This is a genomic window from Anaerolineaceae bacterium oral taxon 439 (assembly GCA_001717545.1).
Taxonomy (GTDB): domain Bacteria; phylum Chloroflexota; class Anaerolineae; order Anaerolineales; family Anaerolineaceae; genus Flexilinea.
The window spans coordinates 740,978-763,987 of sequence record CP017039.1 but is presented as its reverse complement, the minus strand read 5'-3'; the positions used below and the strand labels follow the sequence as shown (position 1 = coordinate 763,987).

General features: G+C 61.8%; 20 protein-coding genes. 8 read left to right on the top strand and 12 right to left on the bottom strand.

Annotated elements, in window-relative coordinates:
• Positions 1 to 179 precede the first annotated feature (179 nt).
• From BEQ56_03545 to BEQ56_03510, 8 genes are all read left to right on the top strand, one after another.
• Positions 180 to 944 carry a hypothetical protein gene (locus BEQ56_03545; protein ID AOH42631.1) on the top strand — a complete coding sequence of 255 codons (765 nt, stop codon included), beginning with the start codon at positions 180 to 182 and terminating at the stop codon, positions 942 to 944.
• Positions 945 to 948: 4 nt separating this feature from the next.
• Positions 949 to 1,596: a hypothetical protein gene (locus tag BEQ56_03540; protein AOH42630.1), complete on the top strand. Its 648-nt coding sequence runs from the start codon at positions 949 to 951 to the stop codon at positions 1,594 to 1,596.
• Positions 1,593 to 4,211 (top strand): hypothetical protein, encoded by a 2,619-nt coding sequence (locus BEQ56_03535; GenBank protein ID AOH42629.1) that lies wholly within the window; start codon positions 1,593 to 1,595, stop codon positions 4,209 to 4,211. Before BEQ56_03540 ends, BEQ56_03535 begins: the two co-directional genes overlap by 4 nt.
• A complete protein-coding gene (locus BEQ56_03530) occupies positions 4,208 to 4,936 on the top strand; it encodes a hypothetical protein (GenBank protein ID AOH42628.1) in 729 nt (242 codons plus the stop codon). The genes BEQ56_03535 and BEQ56_03530 overlap by 4 nt, the downstream gene beginning before the upstream one ends.
• Positions 4,933 to 6,765: a hypothetical protein gene (locus BEQ56_03525; protein AOH42627.1), complete on the top strand. Its 1,833-nt coding sequence runs from the start codon at positions 4,933 to 4,935 to the stop codon at positions 6,763 to 6,765. The genes BEQ56_03530 and BEQ56_03525 overlap by 4 nt, the downstream gene beginning before the upstream one ends.
• On the top strand, positions 6,758 to 7,825 hold the full coding sequence (locus tag BEQ56_03520) for a hypothetical protein (protein AOH42626.1): 1,068 nt from the start codon (positions 6,758 to 6,760) through the stop codon (positions 7,823 to 7,825). Before BEQ56_03525 ends, BEQ56_03520 begins: the two co-directional genes overlap by 8 nt.
• A 21-nt stretch (positions 7,826 to 7,846) precedes the next feature.
• Positions 7,847 to 9,601: a hypothetical protein gene (locus tag BEQ56_03515; GenBank protein ID AOH42625.1), complete on the top strand. Its 1,755-nt coding sequence runs from the start codon at positions 7,847 to 7,849 to the stop codon at positions 9,599 to 9,601.
• Positions 9,602 to 9,677: 76 nt separating this feature from the next.
• Entirely contained in the window at positions 9,678 to 10,727 is a 1,050-nt protein-coding gene (locus BEQ56_03510) for a nicotinate-nucleotide--dimethylbenzimidazole phosphoribosyltransferase (GenBank protein AOH42624.1), read from the top strand.
• 17 nt (positions 10,728 to 10,744) lie between these two features.
• Here the strand turns inward: BEQ56_03510 and BEQ56_03505 are convergent, their stop codons facing one another.
• The 12 genes from BEQ56_03505 to BEQ56_03450 all read right to left on the bottom strand — a co-directional run bounded on the left by BEQ56_03505 (position 10,745) and on the right by BEQ56_03450 (position 22,943).
• Complete coding sequence (locus BEQ56_03505; protein ID AOH42623.1) at positions 10,745 to 11,215, bottom strand: 3-dehydroquinate dehydratase; 471 nt, start codon at positions 11,213 to 11,215, stop codon at positions 10,745 to 10,747.
• Positions 11,212 to 12,453, bottom strand: coding sequence for a hypothetical protein (locus tag BEQ56_03500; protein ID AOH42622.1), 1,242 nt, complete (start codon positions 12,451 to 12,453; stop codon positions 11,212 to 11,214). The genes BEQ56_03505 and BEQ56_03500 overlap by 4 nt, the downstream gene beginning before the upstream one ends.
• Positions 12,441 to 12,749: a hypothetical protein gene (locus tag BEQ56_03495; protein AOH42621.1), complete on the bottom strand. Its 309-nt coding sequence runs from the start codon at positions 12,747 to 12,749 to the stop codon at positions 12,441 to 12,443. Before BEQ56_03495 ends, BEQ56_03500 begins: the two co-directional genes overlap by 13 nt.
• Before the next feature lie 6 nt (positions 12,750 to 12,755).
• Positions 12,756 to 13,847, bottom strand: a complete 1,092-nt coding sequence (locus BEQ56_03490; protein AOH42620.1) for a chorismate synthase — start codon at positions 13,845 to 13,847, stop codon at positions 12,756 to 12,758.
• Positions 13,828 to 15,105 (bottom strand): 3-phosphoshikimate 1-carboxyvinyltransferase, encoded by a 1,278-nt coding sequence (locus BEQ56_03485; GenBank protein ID AOH42619.1) that lies wholly within the window; start codon positions 15,103 to 15,105, stop codon positions 13,828 to 13,830. The genes BEQ56_03490 and BEQ56_03485 overlap by 20 nt, the downstream gene beginning before the upstream one ends.
• Positions 15,106 to 15,132: 27 nt before the next feature.
• A complete protein-coding gene (locus tag BEQ56_03480; GenBank protein AOH44386.1) occupies positions 15,133 to 16,149 on the bottom strand; it encodes a 3-dehydroquinate synthase in 1,017 nt (338 codons plus the stop codon).
• Between the two features lie 65 nt (positions 16,150 to 16,214).
• Entirely contained in the window at positions 16,215 to 17,057 is an 843-nt protein-coding gene (locus tag BEQ56_03475; protein AOH42618.1) for a dehydrogenase, read from the bottom strand.
• The gene (locus BEQ56_03470; protein AOH42617.1) at positions 17,054 to 18,079 is read right to left on the bottom strand and encodes a 3-deoxy-7-phosphoheptulonate synthase; all 1,026 of its coding nucleotides are present in this window, start codon (positions 18,077 to 18,079) and stop codon (positions 17,054 to 17,056) included. Before BEQ56_03470 ends, BEQ56_03475 begins: the two co-directional genes overlap by 4 nt.
• Positions 18,080 to 18,236: 157 nt before the next feature.
• On the bottom strand, positions 18,237 to 19,202 hold the full coding sequence (locus BEQ56_03465; GenBank protein AOH42616.1) for a hypothetical protein: 966 nt from the start codon (positions 19,200 to 19,202) through the stop codon (positions 18,237 to 18,239).
• A gap of 166 nt (positions 19,203 to 19,368) precedes the next feature.
• On the bottom strand, positions 19,369 to 19,881 hold the full coding sequence (locus BEQ56_03460) for a hypothetical protein (protein ID AOH42615.1): 513 nt from the start codon (positions 19,879 to 19,881) through the stop codon (positions 19,369 to 19,371).
• Between the two features lie 49 nt (positions 19,882 to 19,930).
• A complete protein-coding gene (locus BEQ56_03455) occupies positions 19,931 to 22,003 on the bottom strand; it encodes a hypothetical protein (protein ID AOH42614.1) in 2,073 nt (690 codons plus the stop codon).
• 16 nt (positions 22,004 to 22,019) lie between these two features.
• Positions 22,020 to 22,943, bottom strand: coding sequence for a hypothetical protein (locus BEQ56_03450; GenBank protein AOH42613.1), 924 nt, complete (start codon positions 22,941 to 22,943; stop codon positions 22,020 to 22,022).
• Between the last annotated feature and the right edge of the window lie 67 nt (positions 22,944 to 23,010).

Below are 23,010 nucleotides of genomic sequence, written 5' to 3'. Positions count from 1 at the left end.
ATATCATCTTAAATACCGGACGCGTCAGTTCTTTTTGATTACATTCCGCCATTTCCCTCAAGACGGATACTGAACCCGTGATTCCTGTCAAAGTCGCTCCAGTCAGGATATGCTATACTTTCCCTTTATAATTAACAAGGTTTCAAAATCCGTTGGAACCTGTGGAGCTTAAAAATCGCATGGTACTATCGGCGCTTTCAATCATTATCATTCTTACGGCTGCTTTGCTGACCGGGGCGCTGACGTTTACCTCTACGCTCGCGAAACTTCGCCGCCGCGGCTCTTCGTTTACCGCGCGCGCATGCGGGAAAACGCTGACCGGCGCGCTTTCCGAATCGCTCGAACGCGGCGACGCAGCGCATTTTGACCTGAGCTCCGGTTCGTCGACAATGTTCTCCGCGACGGCGATTCCGGGGCTGGAAAGCGCGAACCAAATCGCCCGCCGCGTCGCCGCCGCCGACAGCGCGCCGGTCTTTACCGCAGACGATGGTTTCGGCGGCGCGCTGTTGGAACGCGCCGTGCGTTCCGGATACCGGGCCGTTGAATCAGACGCCGAATATGAGCCGACGACTGTCCGGACCGCCGGGAACGACGCGATCAGCCATCAGGCCGTGACGCTGACCGCGATCGACGAAACGCATGAACCGATGCACCTGTCGGTCGGGAGCGCCGGCGCGGAAATCGCGCTTCAGGATTTTTCGTTCGCGGCGAATGAAAGCGTCCTGATCGCCGGAGACAACCTTCAGGCGCAGGCAGCCGGCATCGTCGCCGCGGAAGAAACGTTTATCGGCGAACGCGTTTACGCGCTGCCGGCGCTGGTCCGGAAAGCTGACCGGACGGCGGGACCGTTCGCGCTGCGAACGCTGATCGTCATGGACGCGATGCGCTGGATCGTCATCGCCGCGCTGATCATCGGCGTCGTCTTTCTCCGGGTCTTCGGATAAGCGCATGAAAAGAATTGCTTCGTTCGGCCTTCTTCTCTGCGGCGCTGCCGGATTGCTGACGCTGGCGTCGTTTTACGCGGCCGCGCCGGAAGTCGTCGCCGCGCGCCAGCTCTTCCTTCGCGGCGTAACGCTGCTGATCGCCGCCGTAACCTTCCTGCGCGTTCTCGATTTCCTGCGCTTTCAGGTCCGCGAACTGGGCGAACGCAACGCCAACTTCCTTCACCGGTTCACGACGCTGACCGTTTTTACTGTCATCCTGATCATTGGGCTGACAAAACAGTTCGATCATCCGGGCCTGCAGTCAGTCCTGCTGACACTCCGGCGCTCGATTGAACCTGTTTGCGCCGGAATGATCTGCCTGTCGCTCATCTATGGCCTCTTCGTCACGGCGAAGTCCAGGCCGAATCTCTTCCGAACCACGTTCCTGATCAGCGCTGCCGTCTTCCTGATCCTTTTCAGCGGCGTCTTTGACCGGTTCGCGCTTCCGGAGCCGGTCGAAAAAGCCCTGTCGTTCATGATCTCACTGCCAACCGGCGCAGTTACCGGGCTGCTGATCGGATTAGCGATCGGCGCGATCGTCAGCTCAGTCCGCGTTCTCTTCTTCGCCAACGCGCCGGCCGGGGAAAACCGCCGATACGGAGAACGGGAATGATGAAACTAATTTGCCGCGTCTGCGGTGGCACGAACGATCCCGGCGCGCAGCGCTGTTCCACCTGCGGCGCGAATTTTGAGACGCTCCCCGAAGACCTCCGCCCGACCGGAAACGGCTCGGAACCTGCCGCCGCTTCCGCTGTCCCGGCCTCGTCGTCAGCGGCGAGCTCGCCGCCTGACTGGCTTAAAAAATTTTACGCCGGCGTTGAATCCGAAGCCGAACCGGACGGCGAAACGTCCGTGCAGGAGCTTCCCGCGAGCGATTCCGGCGAGGCTGCGCCGGATCTCCTCGGCGAACTCTTCCCGGAAATCAAGGAAACGATCAACCAGCCGTTCAACCGTCCGATTCATGCGCCGAGCGCGTCTGACGAGAAAACCGCCGCGCCTCAGGACGCCGACGCGCCGGACGCGGCGCCAATCGCGGCCGCCTCCCCGGAAGACATCGAAGAAGAGGACCGGAAAATCGCCGAACTCGAAACCGAAGACGAATTCGGGACCTTCGAAACGCATCGCCCGCAGCAGAAATGGGACGACACGCCGATCCCTTCGCCGCCGGGCCAGACGTCCGGGCCTGACGGAGCCGCCGGCAAGAGCGAAGATCTTCCGGAGGACGATCCGACACCTGAAACGAAGTCCGAGACAATCAAGGCGGAAGTCCGGCTGGACGGAAAAACGGCGTCGTCCGAAGACGACTACGCGGATTTCACGCTTCACCGTCCGCAGCGGAAATGGGACGACGCGTCCGCGAATCCGTCAGCGAGCGCTTCCGCTCCGGCTAAAAAGCCGGAATGGAAGCTGAAACCCGTTTCCGAATCGCGCTTCAATCCGGCGCACGCGGCGGGAAACGATCGAACGCCCGCGCCGAAAGCGCAGCCTCCGGATCCGGCCGCGCCGGAAGCGGACTACGAAGACTTTTCCCGCTACCGGCCTCAGCGGAAATGGGACGACGCCGATCCCGGAGCCGGGACGAAAAGCGAAGCCAAGCTTCTTGACGGTCAGAGCGAGCTCCAAAATGGAAGCGGAGAAAGCGCCGGGGACGCCGCGGAAGCGCGCGGCGAGGAACGCGAATTTGTCGATTTCAGCGTCCACCGTCCGCAAGACAAACTCGAACCCGAACCGGCGGTTTCGGCGAAAGCCGAAACGGAAAGCGATCCGATGATGAGTCCAGCGCAGCCGGCGGCCGCTTCCGACGGGCCGTCGCTCGTCAACGATTTCCTGGACAGCCTGACGGGCGAAAAAACGACCGAAACACCAGGATTCTCCGACAAAGCGGACGAGCCGGCGTCCTCACCAGACGACGGTCCCGTCGAACCGGCCGCGCCGTTTTCAGCCGTTTTCCATGAAACGGCGGCGGACACGGACGACAACACTCCGACCGTCTACGATTCGATCGCGGAAAGCTGGTCGTCGGATTCGACAAGCCTGAACGACGCCGAATCGCTGAGCCCGGGCGTTCTCGTTGAACGCGGCGCTGAAATCGAAAACGAAAACCGCGTCAGTTCGCCGGAACCGCTGACTTCGCCCGGAAGAACGCCGGATGAACCCGATTCGTTTATCCCCATGCCGCCGGCGAACGACAGCCGCGAAGAAATCCCCTGGAACCTCTTTGAAACCGGCGACATGAAATTTCCGACGGTTCCGGGCGTGGTCGGCGTTTCGTTCGCGTCGAGCGTCCCCAAATCGACCGCCGTTCCCTCCGATTATCAGCAGCGTATGGTCGCGTCTATCCTGCAAAAAGTTTTTTACTCAGAGCGGCGGACCCGCGGGTTCGTCAGTCCGCGGATCCGAACGAAAAACCGACTGGCAATGGTTCTGTTCGCGCTGATCGCGATCGCCGGGGTCCTGCTGATCTTATCCGGGGTTTCCGGCGGGAAAATCGAACTCCCGGCGATTCGGCCGGAACGGGCCGCCGCCGGCGCCGCTTTTCATGACGCGCTCAACGCGTTTCCCGCGGGGAGCCGCCTTGAAATCATCCTGGATTACGGATTCGCCGACGAGGCGGAGCTGAACGCAACAACGCAGTCGATCATCAACGAGCTGACCGGAAAAGACACTTTTCCAACGTTAATCGCCGCGAACGATTCGGCGTATCTGATCGCGCGCTCGTTCTTCATGAATTCAGACGACGGCGTCGCGCTTCCGGTTTCGTACGTCCCGGCGGCGCTCGGCGCGATGACGCTGACTTCCGGCGACTACTTGGGTCAGGGCGCGGCGACCGGTGCCATCCTGATCGTCGCGGACGCGGCCCGCGCGCAGCGCTGGATCGAGGCATTCCGTATCTTTCGACCCGAAACGAAACTGCTCGTCGTCGGCTCGGCTCAGGCCGCGCCGATCCTGCGGCCCTTCCAACGCGCCGGCGTCCTGACCGCGTCGCTCCTGACGCCGGAAGAGAAAGCCGCCTACCGCGGCGAACTGGATCCGAACGCGGCGCGCCTGACAGCGTTGTGGTTCCTGATCGCGTTGGCGCTGAGCGCAATCCTCATCGGTTCCGCCGCCCGCATCCCGTTGACCTCCGCGATTACCGTCGATTCCGACGAACGGAACCTGCCTGGCGACGCCCTTTCCGACACGGCGGACGAGAAACCCAATCCATCGAAGGAGGATCGAGCCGAATGATGATCTCCGCGGAATGGATAATGACCCTGGCCGGTTTTATCCTGTCGATCCTGATTTTCAGCCTGATCTTCGGCGACAACGGACTTTTCCGCTTCGCCGGTTCGATCTTAAGCGGCGCGATCGCGGCAGGGCTGATCCTGATCCTGATTGAAAAAGTCTTCTCGCCGTACCTGATCCTGCCGCTGCTGGACGATCGGGCTGAGCCTGAGCTGCGAATCGTCAGCGTAATCTGCGTTGGGCTTATCCTGATCCTGATTTTTACCCACTACCGCGACAGGAACGCGCCGGCGAATCCGCCATGGCTGACAATCGGCTTTTTCGCGCTGACCGCGGTCGCGTCAGCCGGCGCCATAAGCGGGACGCTCCTTCCGCTTCTCGGGGCGACGATCGCGCCGTTCGCGAAGAGCGGGCCGAGCGCCGCCGGGAACGGCGTTCAATGGGCGGAAGCGATCGCCGCGTTCGCTGGCGTCATAACCGCGCTGATCTGGTCGCGGGAAGTCGCGTCGGAACGCAGCGACGCGCCAGGCGTCTTTTCGAACCTGAAAGGGAAACCTTTCGGCGGCAAGCTGCTTTTTGCACTGGAGCGGATCGGCGAAATTTTCGTCGCGGCCGCTTTCGGCGCGATTTTCGCCGGCGTTTTTATCTCGTCGGCGATCGTTCTGATCGATCGGCTGGACCTGCTCCTGAGCGAGGGACGAACGATCCTGGGAGGCCTGCTGCCATGAAGCGCGTCATGAGCCCCGGAGTCCTGAAGCAACCGCCGGAATCGGTCGAAAACCCCGAAACGGCGGCTGCAAACGCATTGCCGCAATCGGTCCTGACGATCGACATCGGAACGGTCAATACGCGCGCCTGCTTATTCGAGATTCGTGCCGGGAAATACCGTTTTATCGGGTCCGCCTCGGATCGAACGACGCACCTGAACCACGAGCGTTCCGAATTCGTCGGGATCGCCGCCGCGGTCCGAAAGCTCGAAAAAAACGTCAAAAAGAGAATCCTCGACGCGGATGGGAATTTTATCCTGCCGATGGCGACGGATTTCAGCGGGATCGACCAGGCGGCCGCCTCTTATACCTGTATCGCCGATCCCGCGATCGCGATTTTCGGACTGAGCGAGGCGGGGAGCCTCCCGGCGCTGCGTTCGCTTTGCGCACGGCTCGGAACGACCCCGATCCTCGAATGCGCGCTGGACGACGGATATTCGACCGCGAAGCAGCTCGATCGCCTGACCGCCGCCGCTCCGCGGATCATCGTCTTCGCGGGCGGGACCGAAAACGGCGCGCGTCGGGCCGTCTATCGGATCGGCGAAACGATCCTCCTGTACTGTAAAAGCCTGACCAGGGAACAGCGGCCGTTGCTCCTCTTCCTGGGAAACAGCGAAACGCGCGTCGAAATCGAACGCGTCTTCGCGAAAATCTCCGATATCGCGTTCGGCTCGAACGTCATGGAAACCGAGCCCGGCGACGAACCCGCGCTGAACTGCCTGCTGAAAACGATCCGGAAGGACGCTTCGCTCCGCGCCCCGGGATTCGAGACGCTCCGAAAACAGACGAACGCCTCGTTCATTCCCGGCGAATTCGCGTTCGGGCGTTCCGTCCGCCTCCTGTCGCGCCTGATCCGGAAACATCAGGTCGTTCTGGGCGTCAATATCGGCGCCGACCGGACGCTGATCGCCCAGGCGATGGACCTGAGGCTGAAGCTGAAAACCGTTCCGATCGGACTGGGGAAAACGCTTCCCGGAATTCTTTCGGAAACCGACGCCGAATCGATCCGGGCCCATATCGATTTCCAGATCAGAACCGGCGAAATTCGCGATTATATCCTGAATAAATCGCTCTATCCCGAGCTCGTCCCAGCGAACCGCTACGCCGCTGAGATCGAGATCGCGCTGAAGGAGGAGCTGATCCGAATCGCGCTTTTCCGTTCCGGCTTCCTCTCGCTCCCGCCGTCCGGCCGGTTATCGGCCGTCCTGCTGACCGGATCAGGGCTGCGGAACGTTGAAGATCCGGGCGCGTCGCTGCGGGCGGCGATGAACGCGATTCGTCCGTACGGCGCGATCGATTACCTGCTCGACATGAACGGGCTCGCCGCCGTGATCGGAACCGTCATGCATGTCAACCCGAAGCTCGCCGCGGATATCATGGACAGCTCAACCTACCTGAACCTGGGAAAGGTCATCCGCCCGAGAGTCCTCGACCGTTCGCTTTGGACGCGGAAGAACGCCGCTCCCATGCGGATCAGTATCCAGAACACCGGCGGCGATAAAAAAGAGTACCTGATCCCGTTTGGCGAAATCTACCGGATCCCGCTGAACTACGGTCAGAACTACCGGCTGGAATGGCTCTCGATTCCGCGCGGCGTCGACACGCCGGGAATTCAGCCGTTTCTCCCGTTCGGCTTCAAAAGTGGGAGCTTCGGCCTGATTTTCGACCTGCGCGGCGAGCGCGGAACTGATAAAAAAGACGACCGCGCGGCGGAAATCGAACGCCTCCGACTGGAAAAGAAACAGCTCGGCGACTGGCGTATCGGCGAAGGAGGAAGACTGGATGGCTAACGTAAGCGACGCGATTCATCAGGGAACGATCCGGACGGCGCGCGCGCTTTCCGAAAACGGGACCGTCGTCGCCTACCCGGGCCAGGCGACCGATCCGTCGACCGTTATCGCATACCGGAAAGTCTGGACGCGGCATGAAGCGCTTTCGCTTTCCGACGCGCTGGGACTCAGCCCGGGCGAACCCATTCGTCCCTGCCTGACGATTAAGGACGGCGACTTCGTTTCCATCGGCGACACGGTCGCCCAACGCGAAGGACGTAAAACGCGGACCGTTCTGGCGAAAAAGTCGGGCCGATTCCTCGGCCTTTCAGCGAACAAGCTGATCTTCGAATTCGTTCCGCGCGACCGGGAACGCTGCGTCGCCGGATTTCCCGGGATCGTAACCGAAATCCTCCCATACCGCGGAGCCCGCCTCGAAACGGAGGGGACGCTCGTCCGCGGCGTCTGGGGGAACGGGAAATTTGGTCAGGGTATCCTGATGTCGGTTGATTTCAATCGCGAAGAAGGAACGCTCACGAACGAATCGATTACGCTCGATTTCGCCGGCGCGGTCGTATTCGCGAATACCTGTCATGACCCCAAGGCGCTCCAGCGCGCGGTCAAGGTATCGATGGGCGGACTGATCCTCGGGTCGCTCCCCGCCGATCTTCTCCCGATTGCGGAATCGCTGCCGATCCCGGTCATCCTGACCGATCGAATCGGCAGCGGCCGGATGGCGACGCCGGCGCAGCTGGCGCTGGGGAAAAATATTATCAGGTTCGCCTATCTGACCGGACTGTCGAGCCGTTACGGAAATCCGCGCAAACCGGAAATCGTCATCCCCAAAGACGAATACACACCGCAGAAAAGCAGCCCCGTCGAGCCGCTCGAAATCGGGGACACGGTCCGGATTATCGACGGTTTTTACGGCGGCGAAATCGGCGTGATCAGCGAGCTGGTCAATCCTGACGCGCAGAACGCCGAATTTGAGCAGGTCCGCGTCCGATTGGACCAGGATACCGAATTGGCGCTGCCGATTCATAACGTTGAGCGCGTTCGCCTCGACGATTCCGAGCGATAAGGCGCAAACCGGAGGATTACCATGAGCTATGACGAAAATGAGGTTTTCGAAACGTTTGAAAACGAGTTTAACCGAAAGGAAAATAAAAAACGGCCCGGGAACCGATTCCCATGGTGGGTCATTCCGGTCGTCCTGATCGGCTGCGCCGCGGTTTATTTCGGGACCCGGCGCCAGGACATCCGTACGCCGGAAGAAACGTCCGCGGTCCCGATCGCGAGCGACGCCGCCCCATTTGGCGAACTCGATGCCGACGGAACCGAATCCGCGCCCGAAGCGACGGTCACGAGCGTCCCCGCGACAGCGCTTCCGTCGTTTTTTGATCGTTTTACCGCCCTGCGCGCGGCGCATCCGACCGCTACGCCCCAACCGGCAGCGGACGAGACCGAAGCAGCCCCGGCGGACGGAACCGAATCCGCGGGGACTCGGCCGCTCCTTCCGACCCAGCTCGAGTTCGCCGGAGACCCGGCCGTTCCGACCAACGCGCCGGTCAACGCCAACCCGAACCCGCTGAACGGAACCGCGCGGCCTGTCTCGATCGCGAATCCGACCGTCGCGCTCCCTTCCGAAACGCTGCCTTCCGAACCGTTCCCATCCGAACCGGTTCCGGACGAAGCGACCGACGCGCCGGAACGCATCGACGCGGCGAAGGCCGACGGCGCAGCCCACCCAGTCCCGACCGCGACCGAGGAACCCGGCTTCTTCGGACGGATCGCCGCTTTTTTCTCAGGCAACAAGACCGTCAACGGGACGTTGGACGAAACGGATCCAGACGAAATCCCGTCCGAAGAGCCCGCCGGCCAGACCGCTCAGGCGGCGGCCGAGTTCAGCGCGCCGACCGGCAGCCTCGCCGAAAGTCCGAGCGCGACGCAGGCGGAGGATCCAACCACGGCAGCCGCGCCGCTCATAGACGCGGCCCATACCGATTTTCCAACCGCCGCGTCCGATCCGTTCATGACGAGCGGAGAACCGGACGTGCCAGCGCTCCAACCGACCGAGACCGACACGCCCGGCTTTTTCGAATCGATCCGTATCTTCTTCGCCGGCCCGCCAGCGACTCAAACGCCATCCGTCTCCGTTCCGACGAGCGCGAACGGAAACGGGATCCCGCTCGCCGAAAACGCGTTCCCGGACGGGCTTCCCGTTTCTCCGACGGCCGAACCGAACGGCGGTTTTTTCGCGTCTATCGCGAATTTCTTCTTCCCACCCACCGAAACCCCGCTTCCAACGCGGACGCCGGAAGCCGTCCTGCCGCTCCCGTCTCAGGGAGAAGCGGACGCGAAAAACGCTGCGCCGACGGCGAAGAGCGATTTAGACGACGAGCCGATGTACGCTGAAAACGGCGAAGAACCGTTTTACCTCGTGACCTCGGAAATCCCAAACCCTCCGACGCTGATCCCCGCAGGGAATCAGCCGATTCAGCCCGCCCCGCCGCTCAGCGTCACTGCGACCCAGTCGATCGGTCTCCCGATCGTGACGCAGGCGGTCCCGACGCGCCCGATTCTCCCGCTCCCGTTCAACCGCGCGACCGCAACGAAGGCCCTCGCCCAAATCCCAACGCAGCGGCCCCTTCAGGCCGCAACCGCGACGTTCGAAGCGCCGCTGATCGGAGACAGCGAGGATGATCCGGGGCTTCCGGATCATCAGGCGCACCTGATCCCTACCGCGCTTCCGAATACCGGGATCGGCGACGATTTCCAGCTCTGGCGGATGGGCGCGCTGCTGCTCCTGCTATTCCTGATCATGATCGCCGCACGAACGCGGCGCCAACGGAAGTAAAACGCCGACGGCGGTTCGTGCCGGAGAGCAAAAGACAGATCAACAAATCAGATCCACTCCAGAAAAGGGAGATAGAATGAATTTCAAAAACGTCCATATCCCCGCGTTCAACCGCAAAGCGGCCGATCAGGCCGCCGCGCGGCAGCAAACCCTGACTAAACCGCTCGGATCCATGGGCGATCTCGAAACGCTCTCCATTCAGATTGCCGGAATGACCGGCGACCCGCTCCCTGACCTGAAACGGAAAACCGTCTTCCTGATGGCCGCCGACCATGGCGTCTGCGCCGAGGGGGTCAGCCCCTATCCGCAGTCCGTCACGCCGCAAATGGTCATGAACTTCCTGAACCAGGGAGCCGCGATTAACGTACTGACCCGGCAGCTCGGCGCCGAAGTCCGGATTACCGATATCGGCGTCGCGTACGACTTCGATCCGTCGCTCCCCATTACCCACCGCAAAGTCGCCCGCGGAACGATGAATATTGCTATCGGACCGGCGATGACCGCCGCGCAGCTCGATCAGGCGCTGACCGTCGGATATGAGATCGGCGAAGAAGCGTTCCGTTCCAGCGTCCAGCTGGCCGCGACCGGCGAAATGGGGATCGGGAATACAACCCCTTCAGCGGCGATTACCGCGGTCCTGACCGGGAAACCCGCCGCGGAAGTCACCGGACGCGGGACCGGCGTCGACGAAACCGGACTGGCGCGGAAAATCGCCGTCGTCGAACGCGCGCTCGCCGTGAATCGCCCCGACCGGAACGACCCGTTTGATATCCTGATGAAAATCGGCGGATTCGAAATCGCAGGGATGACCGGCGTAACGCTGGCGGCCGCCGCTAACCGCGTCCCGCTCGTCATGGACGGACTGATCTCAACCGTCGCGGCCGCGCTCGCCGCCGAAATCAACCCAGGCGTTCGCGACTACCTGATCGCGGGGCACCAATCCGTTGAAGTCGGCCATGCCGCGCTGCTCACCCTGCTGGAGCGGCAGCCGCTGTTAAACCTGAAGATGCGCGTCGGCGAAGGCACCGGCGCGGCGCTGTCGTTCGCGCTGATCGACGCGGCGCTGAACGTGCTGCGCGACATGGCGACGTTCGAATCCGCGAACGTCAGCGGCAGGAACGGATAACGCCGTCAGAGGACCCTTTACGAAGTCCGGGGCGTTTCCGAATGAGCCTTCCCTTCGGTCAGCCGCTCTTTCAGCAGCGCAAGTCCCTCGAAATAACCGGGAATTCCTTTCCCGACGACCGTCGCGAAACAGGCCAGCCGAATCAGCGAATCCTGCCGAAAGGCTTCCCGCTCAAAAATATTGCTGAGATGGATCTCGACGGCGGGAAGCCCGACCGCTTTCAGCGCGTCCAGGATCGCGACGCTCGTCGTCGTGAACCCGGCCGGATTGATCAATATCCCGTCCGTTCCGTCCGAATACGCGGATTGGATCCGATCGATCAGCGCGCCTTCATGATTCGATTGAAAAAAAACGGTCTCCAGCCCCAGTTCCGCGCCCCGCGCCCGGATCATCTCAACCAGCGTCTCATAACGCGTCGCGCCGTAGATTTCCGGCTCGCGGATCCCGAGAAAATTCAGATTCGGTCCGTTGATCACCAGTATTTTCATAGCGTTCCCAGCCTTTCCCGATAAAGTTCAAGAATCCGCGCCGCGACGGACGCCTTTGATCCATCGTTCACGACGCTGACATCGGCGCAGGCGCGATACGCCGGCAGCCGCTCTTCGTATAACGCCCGCAGCGACGGGGCCGCCTGCGACACTGGACGTCCCGAGGTCGGAAGCTTCGAAAGCTCGCGTTCCAAAAAAACGACATACCCATTCAGCCGCAAATGAATCCGGTTCTCCTCGCGAAGAACGACGCCGCCGCCGGTCGCGACGACCTGACCGGTCTTCCGCCCAACCTCCGCGCAGAGCTCAGCTTCAACCTGACGAAAAGCGGCTTCGCCGAAACGCGCGAAATACTCCGGGATCGGCATCCCGGCGCGCTCGACAAAAACCGCGTCCAGATCGACGAACGGCTTCCCCGACAGCGCCGACAGAGCGCGTCCGACCGCGGTCTTCCCCGCCCCGGGCATTCCAACCAGAATCAGGTTCTCCGTCCCGGCGCGCAGCTCCCGATAAACGCGCTCGATCGCCCCGTCATCCAACCGAGCGTCCAGGAACCGTTCCGCCGCCGCCTTCGCCTGCGCGACGAGCATGCGCAGCCCGCAGCCCTGGATCAGGCCCAGCCGCTGCGCCCGCTGCAAAAAGCGGGTCGAAAGCGGATTATAAATCGCGTCGAATACGCCGATCAGCTTCGGAAACAGCGTCAGATCGAGCGGATCGCCGTCCGTTTCCGGCGACATGCCGAGCGGCGTAGCGTTGACGATCAGCTCGGTATCATCAAGCGTCCCCGCCCGTTCAAACGGGGTCCCCTCCCGCCGGGAGACAAGCCGAACCGACGCCGCGCCCAGCTCGCTCAGGACCACAGCCGCCGTCCGCGACGTCCCGCCGTTCCCTGAAATAACGCAGCGTCTCCCGCCCGGATCCAAACCGATCCGCTCCAACGCGTACCGCAGCCCGGCGGCATCGGTATTATCGCCGATCCAGCGGTCGCCGCGGCGGAAAATCGTGTTCACCGCGCCGATCCGTTCCGCGTCCGGAGTCAGCGCGTCAAGAAACGGGATCACCGCCCGCTTATACGGGATCGTCACGTTCAGGCCGTCGAATTCCCGCGACCTGAGGAAATCCGCTAACGCGTCGGGCTCGACCTCGATCAGCCGGTAATCGTACGCGCCGTTCGTCAGCGCGCGATGGATCGGTGCGGAATAGCTATGCCCCAGCCGGCGCCCGATTAATCCGTACATGCGCCCTTTTCCGGGCCGCTGAGCGGCGGAGCCGCGGCGATCAGCTCCGTCTGATAGCCCTTGCTGATTTCAAAAACCGCCGCGTAAAAAGCCTCGATATACCGCGCCAGCTCCGGCCCGGCTTGCGCGGCGGCGCGCTCCAGAATTTCCCGCTCCCGCGCCGGATCGCCGACCGGAAGGCCATTTTCCCGTTTATAGGCGGCAATCTCCGCCGCAAGCCGCATCCGCTCGCACATCAACCCGACCATTTCACGATCGATCCGGTCGATCGCCAATCGCGTGCGCTGAAGGTCCATTTTCCTCTACCCCGCCTTTCCGCCGTCTGTCATCAGGTCGGCTAAAACGAGCGCCGCGGCCGCCTCGACCGCCGGATAAGCCCGCAGCGCGATACAGGGATCGTGCCGCCCCGCGACGGTCAGCTTTACGTTTTCCCGCCGCGAAAGAGAGACCGAATCCTGTTCGATCGCGATCGACGGCGTCGGCTTTATCGCAGCCCTGAAAACGAGCGGCATTCCGGTCGTGATCCCGCCCAAAATACCGCCATGCCGGTTCGAACGCGTCCGGATCGAACCGGCATCGCCGATCTCAAAAGCGTCGTTATGCGCCGACCCGCGCATCCGCGCCGAGTCGAACCCCGCGCCGAATTCGACGCCTTTAACCGCCGGAATCGCGAAAAGCGCCCGAGCTAGAAGATTTTCAACGCCGTCAAAAATCGGATCGCCCCAGCCCGCCGGAAGGCCCACTGCGGCGCATTCAATCGTCCCGCCGACCGAATCCCCGTCCGCGCGGACCTCCTCGATCAGCGCGCGCATCGCGTTCCCCGCCCTCTCCGACAGCACCGGCAGCGTCATCTTCCGCAGCGACGCCAACTGTTCCGCGCCGACGTTCAGCGGATCGAAGCGCTCGTCGTCGACCGGCCCGACCGAAGCCACATGCGAACCGACGGCGATCCCGCGTTCGGATAACAGCCCCGCCGCGATCGCCCCGGCGAAACAGAGCGGCGCGGTCAGCCGTCCGGAAAACTGGCCGCCGCCGCGGATATCGTTAAACCCATGGTACCTGACCGCCGCCGCGTAATCGGAATGCATCGGGCGCGGGACGTCCCGGAGACGGGCGTAATCGCGCGGCCGCGTATCTGTATTTTCGATCTGGAACGCGAGCGGCGCGCCGCAGCAGACATTCCGCTCATCGACCCCCGACAGCAGAACCGGTTCGTCCGCTTCCGTTCGCGGCGTCGTCAGCTCCCGGCCCGGAGCCCGGCGCGCCGCAAAAGCGCGGATCGCGTCCAGATCGAGCCGCGTCCCGGCGGGAATCCCTTCGACGACGCCGCCGATCGCCCGCGAATGCGACTGACCGAAAATCGTCAGCCTGAACCTACTCCCGATCGAGAACATCAGCCACCCCGCCCAGACTCCTAAAATCCTCAAAAAAGGTCGGATAACTCTTTTCGACCGCTTCCCACCCCCGGATCACAACCGGCTCTTCGCAGATCGTCGACGCAACCGCCATCGCCATAACGATCCGATGGTCCCCGCTTCCGTCGACCTCGCCGCCGCGGAGCGTCCCCCCGCCACGGATCGTCAGCGAATCGGCGTCCTCCTCAATCTCCGCGCCCAACGCCCGGAGGTTCACGCTGACGGTCCGAAGCCGGTCCGACTCTTTAAACCGAAGGCGTCCGGCGTTGATAATCCGCGTCGTCCCCTGCGCCGCGCAGGCTAAAACCGAAATGATCGGGACCAGATCCGGCGTATTGCGCGCCGAAAAAACGATCCCGCGCATCGGCCTGGAGAACACCGAATAGCCATTTCGGACCCGGATCGCGTCCGAACCGAAATCGTTAATCGCCTCGATAATCTTCACGTCCGGCTGTGCCGACGTCGGAGACAACCCCGCGACATTAACCGGCGTATTCATCGCCCCGGCCGCCAGGAAAAAAGCCCCGTTGGACCAGTCGCCTTCGATCATGACCTGCTCCGGCATGTCGAACTTCTGACCCTCCGGGATCCGGTAATCGTTCGCGTCAACTTCGATTCGGACGCCGGACTCGCGAAGCGTCCTGAGCGTCATATCGACGTATGCCACCGATTCCAGCGGCGTCGTCAGCTCGATCCGGGACGGTCCGGAAAGGAGCGGCAGCGCGAAAAGGAGCCCCGAAACGTATTGCGAAGAAACACCCCCCGAGAGCCGGAACGACCCCGCGTGAAGCTGGCCGCCAATCTTCAGCGGAAGCCGATCCGAGGAAAAAACCGCGCCGTTCCCTGCCAGCGAAGCTATCAGCTCGTCGATCGGACGCTCTGGGAGCCGGCCATGCCCGATAACCGTCGCCCTCTGGCCCAACGCGGCCGCGATCGGAAGGATAAAGCGAAGCGTCGACCCGCTCTCGCCGCAGTCCAGAATCACTTCCTCATGCTCGCTCAAGTCGTGACGGACCGGATAAACGACGATCCGACGGTCGTCGGCACGAACGATCCGCGCGCCCAACGCCCGTAAGCAGTGAATCGTCGATTGAATATCATCGCCAAGCGGATCGGGGCCGATCGTAATCGCCGTCTCGCTATCCGAGAGCGCAGCGCAGATCAGCCGCCGGTGAGCGTCCGATTTCGACGGGATCGCCTGAACCGAACCGGATAAATATTCTGGTTGAATAACCATCACAGAAGCTGTCATCGTCCTTCTCCTCTAACTGAGCCCCAGCCGGAAAACCCGCGGGATATCGGCGGCCGGGACCGGAACGAGCGCGGCCGCCCCGGCGCGGATCGGAAAAACGAATTGAATCGTCTCGCCGCTCCGCTTTTTATCGCTAAGCGCCGCGCCGGCGAGCTCCTCCGCCCCGTAAGCCGTCCCGGTTGGGAGGCGGTACAGCCGCAGCAGCGCTTCCAGCCGCGCCGTCATCGACGATTCGGAAAGCCCAAGCCGATCCGCCGCCCGGCACGCCATCATCATCCCGATCGCCACCGCCGAGCCATGGCTGACGCTGTAGGCCGAAACCTTTTCGATCGCGTGACCGAACGTATGACCGAAATTTAACGTCTGCCTCAGCCCGGTATCGCGCGTATCGGCGGCGACGAACGAAGCCTTGATCTCGACAGATCGCGCGATTATCTCCTCGATCCCATCCCCCGGACCGAGCGTCTCCAGACGCCGCAGGTACGCTTCGTCGGCGATCAGGCCATGCTTAATCATCTCGGCGTAACCTTCGGCGACCCGTTCGTCCGGAAGCGTCCGGAAGAAATCCGGATCGCAGTACACCGCCGACGGCTGCCAGAATGCGCCGGCGAGATTCTTACCCTGCGGAAGGTCGACGCCCGTTTTCCCGCCGACCGACGAATCGACCGCGGCCAGGAGCGTCGTCGGGACCTGAAGAAAACGGACCCCGCGCAGGTAAATCGCCGCGGCAAAGCCAGCCAGATCGCCCGGGACGCCGCCGCCGAACGCCAGAACGAAATCGCTTCGGGTAAACCGCTCCCGCGCCAGGAAATCGAGCGCCGCGCCGACCGTTTCAAACGTCTTTCGCGATTCACCCGCAGGAAAATCGAAAAACCGGACGTCCAATCCCGCTTCCGCCAGCGACGCGCTCAGCGTTTCCCGATACAGCGAGGCGACCGTCGAATCGGAAATAACGCCGATCCGCGGCGCGCCGAACCGCTCTCGGATCATTGCGCCCAGCCGGGCGGTCAACCCGCGCCCGATCGTCACCTCATAAGCCCCCTGCGACGTTTCGACCGGGACCCGCCGCGTCCGGGCCTCTTCCCCGCCCGCGCTCATGACCCGCCGCCGTCGATAATCGCTTTCCGCTCGCGCCCCTCTTTCAGAAGATGATAAACGCGGTCCCGGTCGCCGGCCGCGAGCGCGTCGCGGTAAGCCTGTAAATTCGCGATCAGCGTATCGATCTCTTCGACCAGATACGTCGGATTCTCCATGAACAGCTCGGTCCACATCGCTTCGTTCAGCCTGGCGACCCGCGTCATGTCCCGATACGAACCGGCGGAGAAACCGATATGATGCAGCGCGGTCGGACTCTTGATATACGCGCTGGAAACGACATGCGCCAGCTGCGACGTGAACGCAATCATGCGGTCATGCTCCTCCGGCGTTGAGATCTGAATATTCGTGAATCCGATCGCGGTAAAAAGCTGCTTGACCGCCTGAACCGTCTGGATCGCCGTACCGCTGAACGGAACGAGGATCATCGACGCGCCGTCGAAAAGCGTATCGGTCGAATAACTGAACCCCGAAAACTCGCGTCCGGCCATCGGGTGCGCCCCGATATACGTAAAACCGTTCTCTTCCGCGAAGCGGCGAATCGGTTCGCAGACCGCCTCTTTCACACCGCAGAGATCCATCACGACGCAGCCTTTCTTAAACCGCGGCGCGTTTTCACGAACCGCCTCGATCGCCGCTTTCGGATAGAGCGCGACGAGAATGACGTCCATCTCTCCGATATTCTCCACGGTAAGCTCGCCGTCGATCGCGTCCAGCAATCGCGCCCTGAGCCGGATCGATTCGGACTGATCATAGCCAAAGACAACGTTTTCCGTCCGGTTTTTCAGCGCCTTCGCCATCGAGCCGCCAATTAAGCCCAACCCGATAATCCCGATCTTCATAACCGTCCCTCTTTCCATAAATCGTAAGCGTATGGATAGAGCTGCCGGACCGAGCGTGCGACGTCGTCGAACGCGTCCGGCGTCAGCGACTGCTTCCCATCGCTGAACGCTTTCGCCGGATTATTATGCACTTCGATAATCAGCCCATCCGCGCCGACGACCGTCGCCGCCAGCGAGACCGGCTTAATCAGCGCCGCCGCTCCGGTCGCGTGGCTCGGATCGACGATCACGGGCAAATGCGACTTTTCTTTCAGGTAGGGGATGGCGGCGAGATCGAGCGTATTCCGCATGGCGGTTTCAAACGTCCGGAACCCGCGCTCACAGAGCATCACATTGTGGTTGCCGTTCGCCATGATATATTCGGCGCTCATCAGCAATTCCTCCAGCGTATTCGCCAGCCCGCGCTTGAGCAGGACGGGTTTATCGCTGTGTCCGACGTCCTTCAGCAGGTCAAAATTCTGCATGTTGCGCGCGCCGATCTGAATCACGTCGATATCGTCGAAAAGCGGCAGCTGCGACGAGGTCATCAGCTCCGTCACAATCGGCAGCCCCGTTTCCGCCCGCGCGACTTTCAGCAGCTCCAGCCCAACCTTTCCCAGCCCCTGAAAAGCGTATGGCGAGGACCGCGGCTTGAACGCGCCGCCGCGTAAAAAAGCCGCGCCCGCGGCCTTGACGCGTTTCGCGATTTCGACGATCTGATCCTCGGATTCAACGGAACAGGGCCCGGCCATCAGGACGCGGTTTCCGCCGCCGATCTTAATCCCGCTGACCTCGATAACCGTATCGTCCGGATGAAACTTGCGATTAGCGTTTTTATACGGCTCCTGAACGCGTTTAACGTCGGAAACGATATCGAGCGCACGGATCAGGTCGATATCGACGACCGATGTGTCCCCGACCAGCCCGACGATCGTCGTGTTGATCCCGGAACTCAGATGAACATCCAGGTTTAAACTCTTAAGCCACTGGATTAAATTATCGAGCTGACGTTCGTCCGGATCCTTCTTCAAGACTACAATCATAGATCTCCTCTCTGAACAAAAAACCGACGGATCGCCGCCCCATTCGAGGTATCTGGCAATCCGCCGGCAATTTGAAACCCTGGATCATCCTGCGCCGCCGCAGGAGACCCGCCCCGCGCCGTTCCGGCTATGGGCCTTTCCGTTCCGGATTTATTACCTACCGGATCGGCTGAATCTCGACGGTCGGAACCGTACCCGCGACGGGGAAATCCGCGTTCCAGAAATAACCGAACGAATAGATTCCGCAGGGACCCTGATCCTCGAAACGGAGGATGATCGGGGAAACGTCTTTAAGCTCCGTGGGGATCGGATACGAGACCGTCTGGGGCGAGCCATCGATCGACTCGTACGTACCGACTTCGATCCCGCTGAAAATCGTCCCGCTGCCCGGAACGGTAATCGTTGTATAAGCGCAGTCCTGCCCGGTCGGCCAGCAGGGCGGAACGACGGGATCCGGGAGATTATACGTATATAACGAAGGATCAATGGGCACATACGGAAGATTCCACGGCAACGGAACGATCGGCCCGATTGACCCGTCATAGTACGGATCCGGAAGCTCGTACGTCGAGAACCCCTTAATCCCATAGCGAACGATCGACCCGCCGGTAATCACGCCCATCTTAACCTTGAACGTCGAATTCGGCGGAAATTTAGCGGTCGTAACCGTGACGCTCCCGTTTTTCGCGACCGCGTCGAGATTAAACGTCGGAATGACGCTGTAGTTGCAGCTGACTTTACCGCCTGGCCCGCCGTTCGCGAACTGCGACGTGATACTGAGCCCGAACGGGTCCGAGGCCGAAACGATCGTCATTTCGATCGTCCGCGCGCCCGCGACTTCCGACGGAATCGGAAGCGCCAGCCCGAACGCGCCGCCGGCGCCGGAATTAAACCTCGCAACGCTCATCGCGTTGCCGCCCGCGTCAAAATCGCGCATCCGGACGACGAAATCCGTACTCGCGGGGAAATCCTTCGTCTGGACCGTGACTTCCAATCCGGCGGTAACGCTGGTAATCGTATACGCCGGTATAGACGCCGATTGGGCGTCGACGGCTGCGGTACTGACAATCAGCACCGCGATCATCATGACAAGAACGAAAATCATACTTTTATATTGCTTCATATCTGCCTCCGGCATAACTTTTTCGATTGCGGCATGCCCGCAAGTTTCTCGGCTATTTCCAATCCTGCGGAATAATTCATCCAGAAACGGATGTTTTAGCCTGCTATTTACAAGTGCAAGAATTAAACCAATCCCAATAAAAGCCGCCAGTTCGCTCAACGCCGTCTTAATTGACGTCCCCAGCGTAAACCTCGCCCTCGATCCATCCATCCGCGCTGAAACGCGCTTTCAGCGCTTTCGGGTACAGGTTCGCCGACCTGATTTCGGTCAGCGGGATCCAATTCAACCCGACCTGAACCGAATCGGGGTTCGACGCGCGCGCGCCGTCCGGCCCGGATACCAGTTCGCAGAGAAAATAATGTGAAACCTGATGCGTATCCGGGTCCTCTTCGGCGAACTCATGGTTCCGTCCGATATAATCCCGAATCCAGACAAGCGGGCCGATCTCGATCTCCGCGCCGGTTTCTTCCAGAACCTCGCGCCGAAGCGCGTCGTGAAGCGATTCTCCGAATTTCTGTCCCCCGCCGGGGAGCAGGTAGCAAACGATACCGTCGCCAAAATCGCAGCGCTGCGCCAGGAGGCTCCCGTCCCGAAGGATGATCGCCTTCGCTGACGACCGGACTCTTGGCTTTTTCTTCTTTTTTCTGACGTCCAATTTCTCTTCTTTCGCTTCGCTCATCCAGCTCCCTTCCCCCGTACGCCCTTACGCTTCAGGATTGAAACTTATATCAATTATACGCCGTTCCGGATCGAAAATCCTCCTGGTCAAAACCGCTCGAATCAGGAACAGAGATCATCCGCTCCCGTATCCGACGCCCCTCGGGCGACAGCGACGCCGGGTCGAACGCTTCCAGCGCCGGACGGAAAAACGCCGGAACGCCCTCCTCCGCTTCAACCGCGGCCGCGTACCGCTCAGCCAGCTCAGGATCGCCGCCAATCAGCGCCGCGATCAAAAAGCTGCGCAGCTCAACCGCGGTCGAAGCCGCCAATCCCTGCGCCTCCGCCTCATGCGCCAGTCTCAGAACCTCCGCCCAATCGCCGCGATCCGCCGCCGCCTCCGCCCGCTCATAATAGAAACACCATCCATGCGCCGGTTCATCGGCGAAAAACGGAGGAAGCGTCATCGGCCGATCCGCCGTCGGGATCACGCGCTTTCCCGGATCGGACACGATCGGCAGCAGCGCCCGCCCCGTTTTCGATAAAAACGGCAGGTTCCGATCGCCCGGCCGGAGCAGCATCAGGCAAGCCGAAGGCGATTTCACCGCGATCACCGCGTCACTCATCACGCCATGAAACGCGCCGTGAACGACCGGCGATTCCGGACGCAGCGTCAGCAGGCTCTCGCGCCGGTTATCGATCTCAAAAACCTTATACGCCTCCCGCTCCGGCGCCCTGGGCGTCTCATACGCCCAGTTGACCAGCGCGTTCAACGAATTATCCGTCAGCGACCCGGTCGGGAGCCGATCGAAGAGCAGGAGCGTTCCCGGCGCTAAATCGGGCGCGCGCCATTTCAGCTCCCAGACCGCCGCGCGCGTCAGCTCCCAATCGCGCCGGAAGCGGTTCTGAACCTGGAACTGGTACCCCAGCGGAACCGCCGCCAGCAGCGCCAGCCCGACCGCACGGTAACGCGGGCGCAGGATCTCGGATAAAAACGCCACGGCCGCCAACGCCGCCCCCCAGGCGAACGACAGCGTCAGCCGGTCCCAGAACAGCGTCAGCGTCATTTCCAGCCCCGCGCCCCAGACCGGCGCGCCGCCCACGAGACCCGCGAAAAGCCCGAGCCCGACCATGCGCCAGCGTTCGTCCCGGCTCCTGCGTTCCGAATCGGTATCCTCGTTCGCGCCTGGCGCCTCAAAACGCCGGACCACAACATAAAAAAGAACCGAAAAAACCAGCGTCAGCAACAGTCCCAGAAATCCGCTCTTCCCACTCAGCCGGGTCGACAGCGGGAGCCGGAAGGCGTCGATAAACGCAGTCTTCAAATCTCCGACAGCCTGCGTCATGAGCCCGGTCACCGCGCTGAGCGGGTCCGCCCGAAGCTCCTCCAGCAGGACCGGTTCCAGATAGGTAATCGACGTCCGGAACAGCCGCCAATACAGGAAAAGCGCCAGGATCGCCAGGAACGGGAGCGTCGTGACCGCCGTCCGCCTGAAACGCGTCCGCGCCGCGTCGTCCGCGTCCAGACTCCGGTAAACCAGAACCGCGCGGACAATCTCTAATCCAATAAAATATTCGCAGGAAAAAACCCCGACCAGCGACAGCCCGCCCGCCGCGATCATCCGCAGCGCCGAAAGCGATCGCCGGCTCGAATTCAGCGCGGACTGATGAATCGCGATCGAAGCCAGAATACAGCACAGCGAAAAAAAATGCAGAATAAATTCGACGGGAACCGCCTGCTGACTGAACCCCGGATAAAGCAGGAACAGCAGCCCCGCCGCGAAGATCAGCCCTGTCCGCCGCGGATACGCGCGCCGCAGCGTTATAAAATAAAGGACGGAGGAAAGCCAGCGCAGCCCCAGAGCCGCGATCCGCCAGCGCATAACCGCCTCGCCTGCAAAAGGCGAAAACCATTCGTACAAAAGGACGCCGTACTCCCGGATCCAGGCCATGAAGGGACGGTAAGCCGCCGCTCCGCCGCGATGATACGTCCAGAGAAAATTCGGATCGTCGCCGAACGCCGCCCACGACGGAATCAGGATCCCATAGGCGGCGAGCGCCGCCAACGCCGCCGTCAGCGCGAATATCAGCGACGCGCGCGCTTCGCCTCGCCGGTCGGGGTTGGGTTCCGCTTGCGAACGCATCCCAGGCCGCCTTCCGTCAGCCCGCCTTCGGAACGATCAGGTCGATCGAATCGCCGGCGATCTCCGCCCGAAACGATCGAATCCCCGTCCCGAGGACTTCGCCGTCCGCCTGCCCGATCAGGCCGCGATCCGGGATCTCGACTTCGATCTTTCTGGCCAGGTACCGGTGAACTATCTTCTGTTGAGCGACCGTTCCATTAAAAAACGACGGGATAATCGGGAGGACCCGCCTGAGCGGAAGTCCGTCCCCGATGATCGAAACGTTCAGCAGCCCGTCCTGCAGGTCGAAATCAGGCGCGAGCTGGAAGCCCCCGCCCTCGCGGAGCCCATTCATCGCCGCCAGCATCACGACCGGTTTCTCAAACGATGCGCCGTCGATCCGAACGCGCATGACCGGCTGGACATAGTTCCGGGAAAGCGCTTTCAGCAGGCCCCAGGCATAAGACGGGAATCCGTTTAAACTCGAAAGCGTCGCCCAGTAGTTAATCGCCGCGTCGATCCCGACGCCCGCGCCGTTCATAAAATACCGTTCGCAAAGGCCGTTATAAACCCGCCCGACGTCGACCCTTCTGAGATGTCCCGCCGCGATAATCGCGATCGATCGCTGAAGATCCTGCGGGATTCCGACGGCATATCCAAAATCATTCCCGCGTCCGTTCGGAAGAATCCCAATCGCCGCGCGCGCCGCGCCGTTCTTCTCCGCGCGGACGACGCCGTTGACAACTTCGTTAACCGTCCCGTCGCCCCCGGTACAGATCACGCGCTCCGTCCCGTCCCGGACCGCCGCTTCAACGAGCTCGATCGTTTCTCCGCTCTTCATCGGCGAAATCATGACATGATCGATTCCCGCGGATAAAAGCGCTTTCCCGACTTCCTCAATCGAATGACGCGGCTTTCGCTTCAGAGCGTGCCGATTGTAAATAACGATAGTTTTGATCATGCCGGCCTGAATCCAATCTGATTTTAGAGTACCGACGCGGATGGCGCGAATCCGAGCGCCGCCGGGC

What these genes read in the sequence shown, in the direction of transcription:
- BEQ56_03545 (AOH42631.1), top strand. Translation starts at nt 180, where the DNA reads ATGGTACTATCGGCGCTTTCAATCATTATCATTCTTACGGCTGCTTTG.
- BEQ56_03540 (AOH42630.1), top strand. Translation starts at nt 949, where the DNA reads ATGAAAAGAATTGCTTCGTTCGGCCTTCTTCTCTGCGGCGCTGCCGGA.
- BEQ56_03535 (AOH42629.1), top strand. Translation starts at nt 1,593, where the DNA reads ATGATGAAACTAATTTGCCGCGTCTGCGGTGGCACGAACGATCCCGGC.
- BEQ56_03530 (AOH42628.1), top strand. Translation starts at nt 4,208, where the DNA reads ATGATGATCTCCGCGGAATGGATAATGACCCTGGCCGGTTTTATCCTG.
- BEQ56_03525 (AOH42627.1), top strand. Translation starts at nt 4,933, where the DNA reads ATGAAGCGCGTCATGAGCCCCGGAGTCCTGAAGCAACCGCCGGAATCG.
- BEQ56_03520 (AOH42626.1), top strand. Translation starts at nt 6,758, where the DNA reads ATGGCTAACGTAAGCGACGCGATTCATCAGGGAACGATCCGGACGGCG.
- BEQ56_03515 (AOH42625.1), top strand. Translation starts at nt 7,847, where the DNA reads ATGAGCTATGACGAAAATGAGGTTTTCGAAACGTTTGAAAACGAGTTT.
- BEQ56_03510 (AOH42624.1), top strand. Translation starts at nt 9,678, where the DNA reads ATGAATTTCAAAAACGTCCATATCCCCGCGTTCAACCGCAAAGCGGCC.
- BEQ56_03505 (AOH42623.1), bottom strand. Translation starts at nt 11,215, where the DNA reads ATGAAAATACTGGTGATCAACGGACCGAATCTGAATTTTCTCGGGATC.
- BEQ56_03500 (AOH42622.1), bottom strand. Translation starts at nt 12,453, where the DNA reads ATGTACGGATTAATCGGGCGCCGGCTGGGGCATAGCTATTCCGCACCG.
- BEQ56_03495 (AOH42621.1), bottom strand. Translation starts at nt 12,749, where the DNA reads ATGGACCTTCAGCGCACGCGATTGGCGATCGACCGGATCGATCGTGAA.
- BEQ56_03490 (AOH42620.1), bottom strand. Translation starts at nt 13,847, where the DNA reads ATGTTCTCGATCGGGAGTAGGTTCAGGCTGACGATTTTCGGTCAGTCG.
- BEQ56_03485 (AOH42619.1), bottom strand. Translation starts at nt 15,105, where the DNA reads ATGGTTATTCAACCAGAATATTTATCCGGTTCGGTTCAGGCGATCCCG.
- BEQ56_03475 (AOH42618.1), bottom strand. Translation starts at nt 17,057, where the DNA reads ATGAAGATCGGGATTATCGGGTTGGGCTTAATTGGCGGCTCGATGGCG.
- BEQ56_03470 (AOH42617.1), bottom strand. Translation starts at nt 18,079, where the DNA reads ATGATTGTAGTCTTGAAGAAGGATCCGGACGAACGTCAGCTCGATAAT.
- BEQ56_03465 (AOH42616.1), bottom strand. Translation starts at nt 19,202, where the DNA reads ATGAAGCAATATAAAAGTATGATTTTCGTTCTTGTCATGATGATCGCG.
- BEQ56_03460 (AOH42615.1), bottom strand. Translation starts at nt 19,881, where the DNA reads ATGAGCGAAGCGAAAGAAGAGAAATTGGACGTCAGAAAAAAGAAGAAA.
- BEQ56_03455 (AOH42614.1), bottom strand. Translation starts at nt 22,003, where the DNA reads ATGCGTTCGCAAGCGGAACCCAACCCCGACCGGCGAGGCGAAGCGCGC.
- BEQ56_03450 (AOH42613.1), bottom strand. Translation starts at nt 22,943, where the DNA reads ATGATCAAAACTATCGTTATTTACAATCGGCACGCTCTGAAGCGAAAG.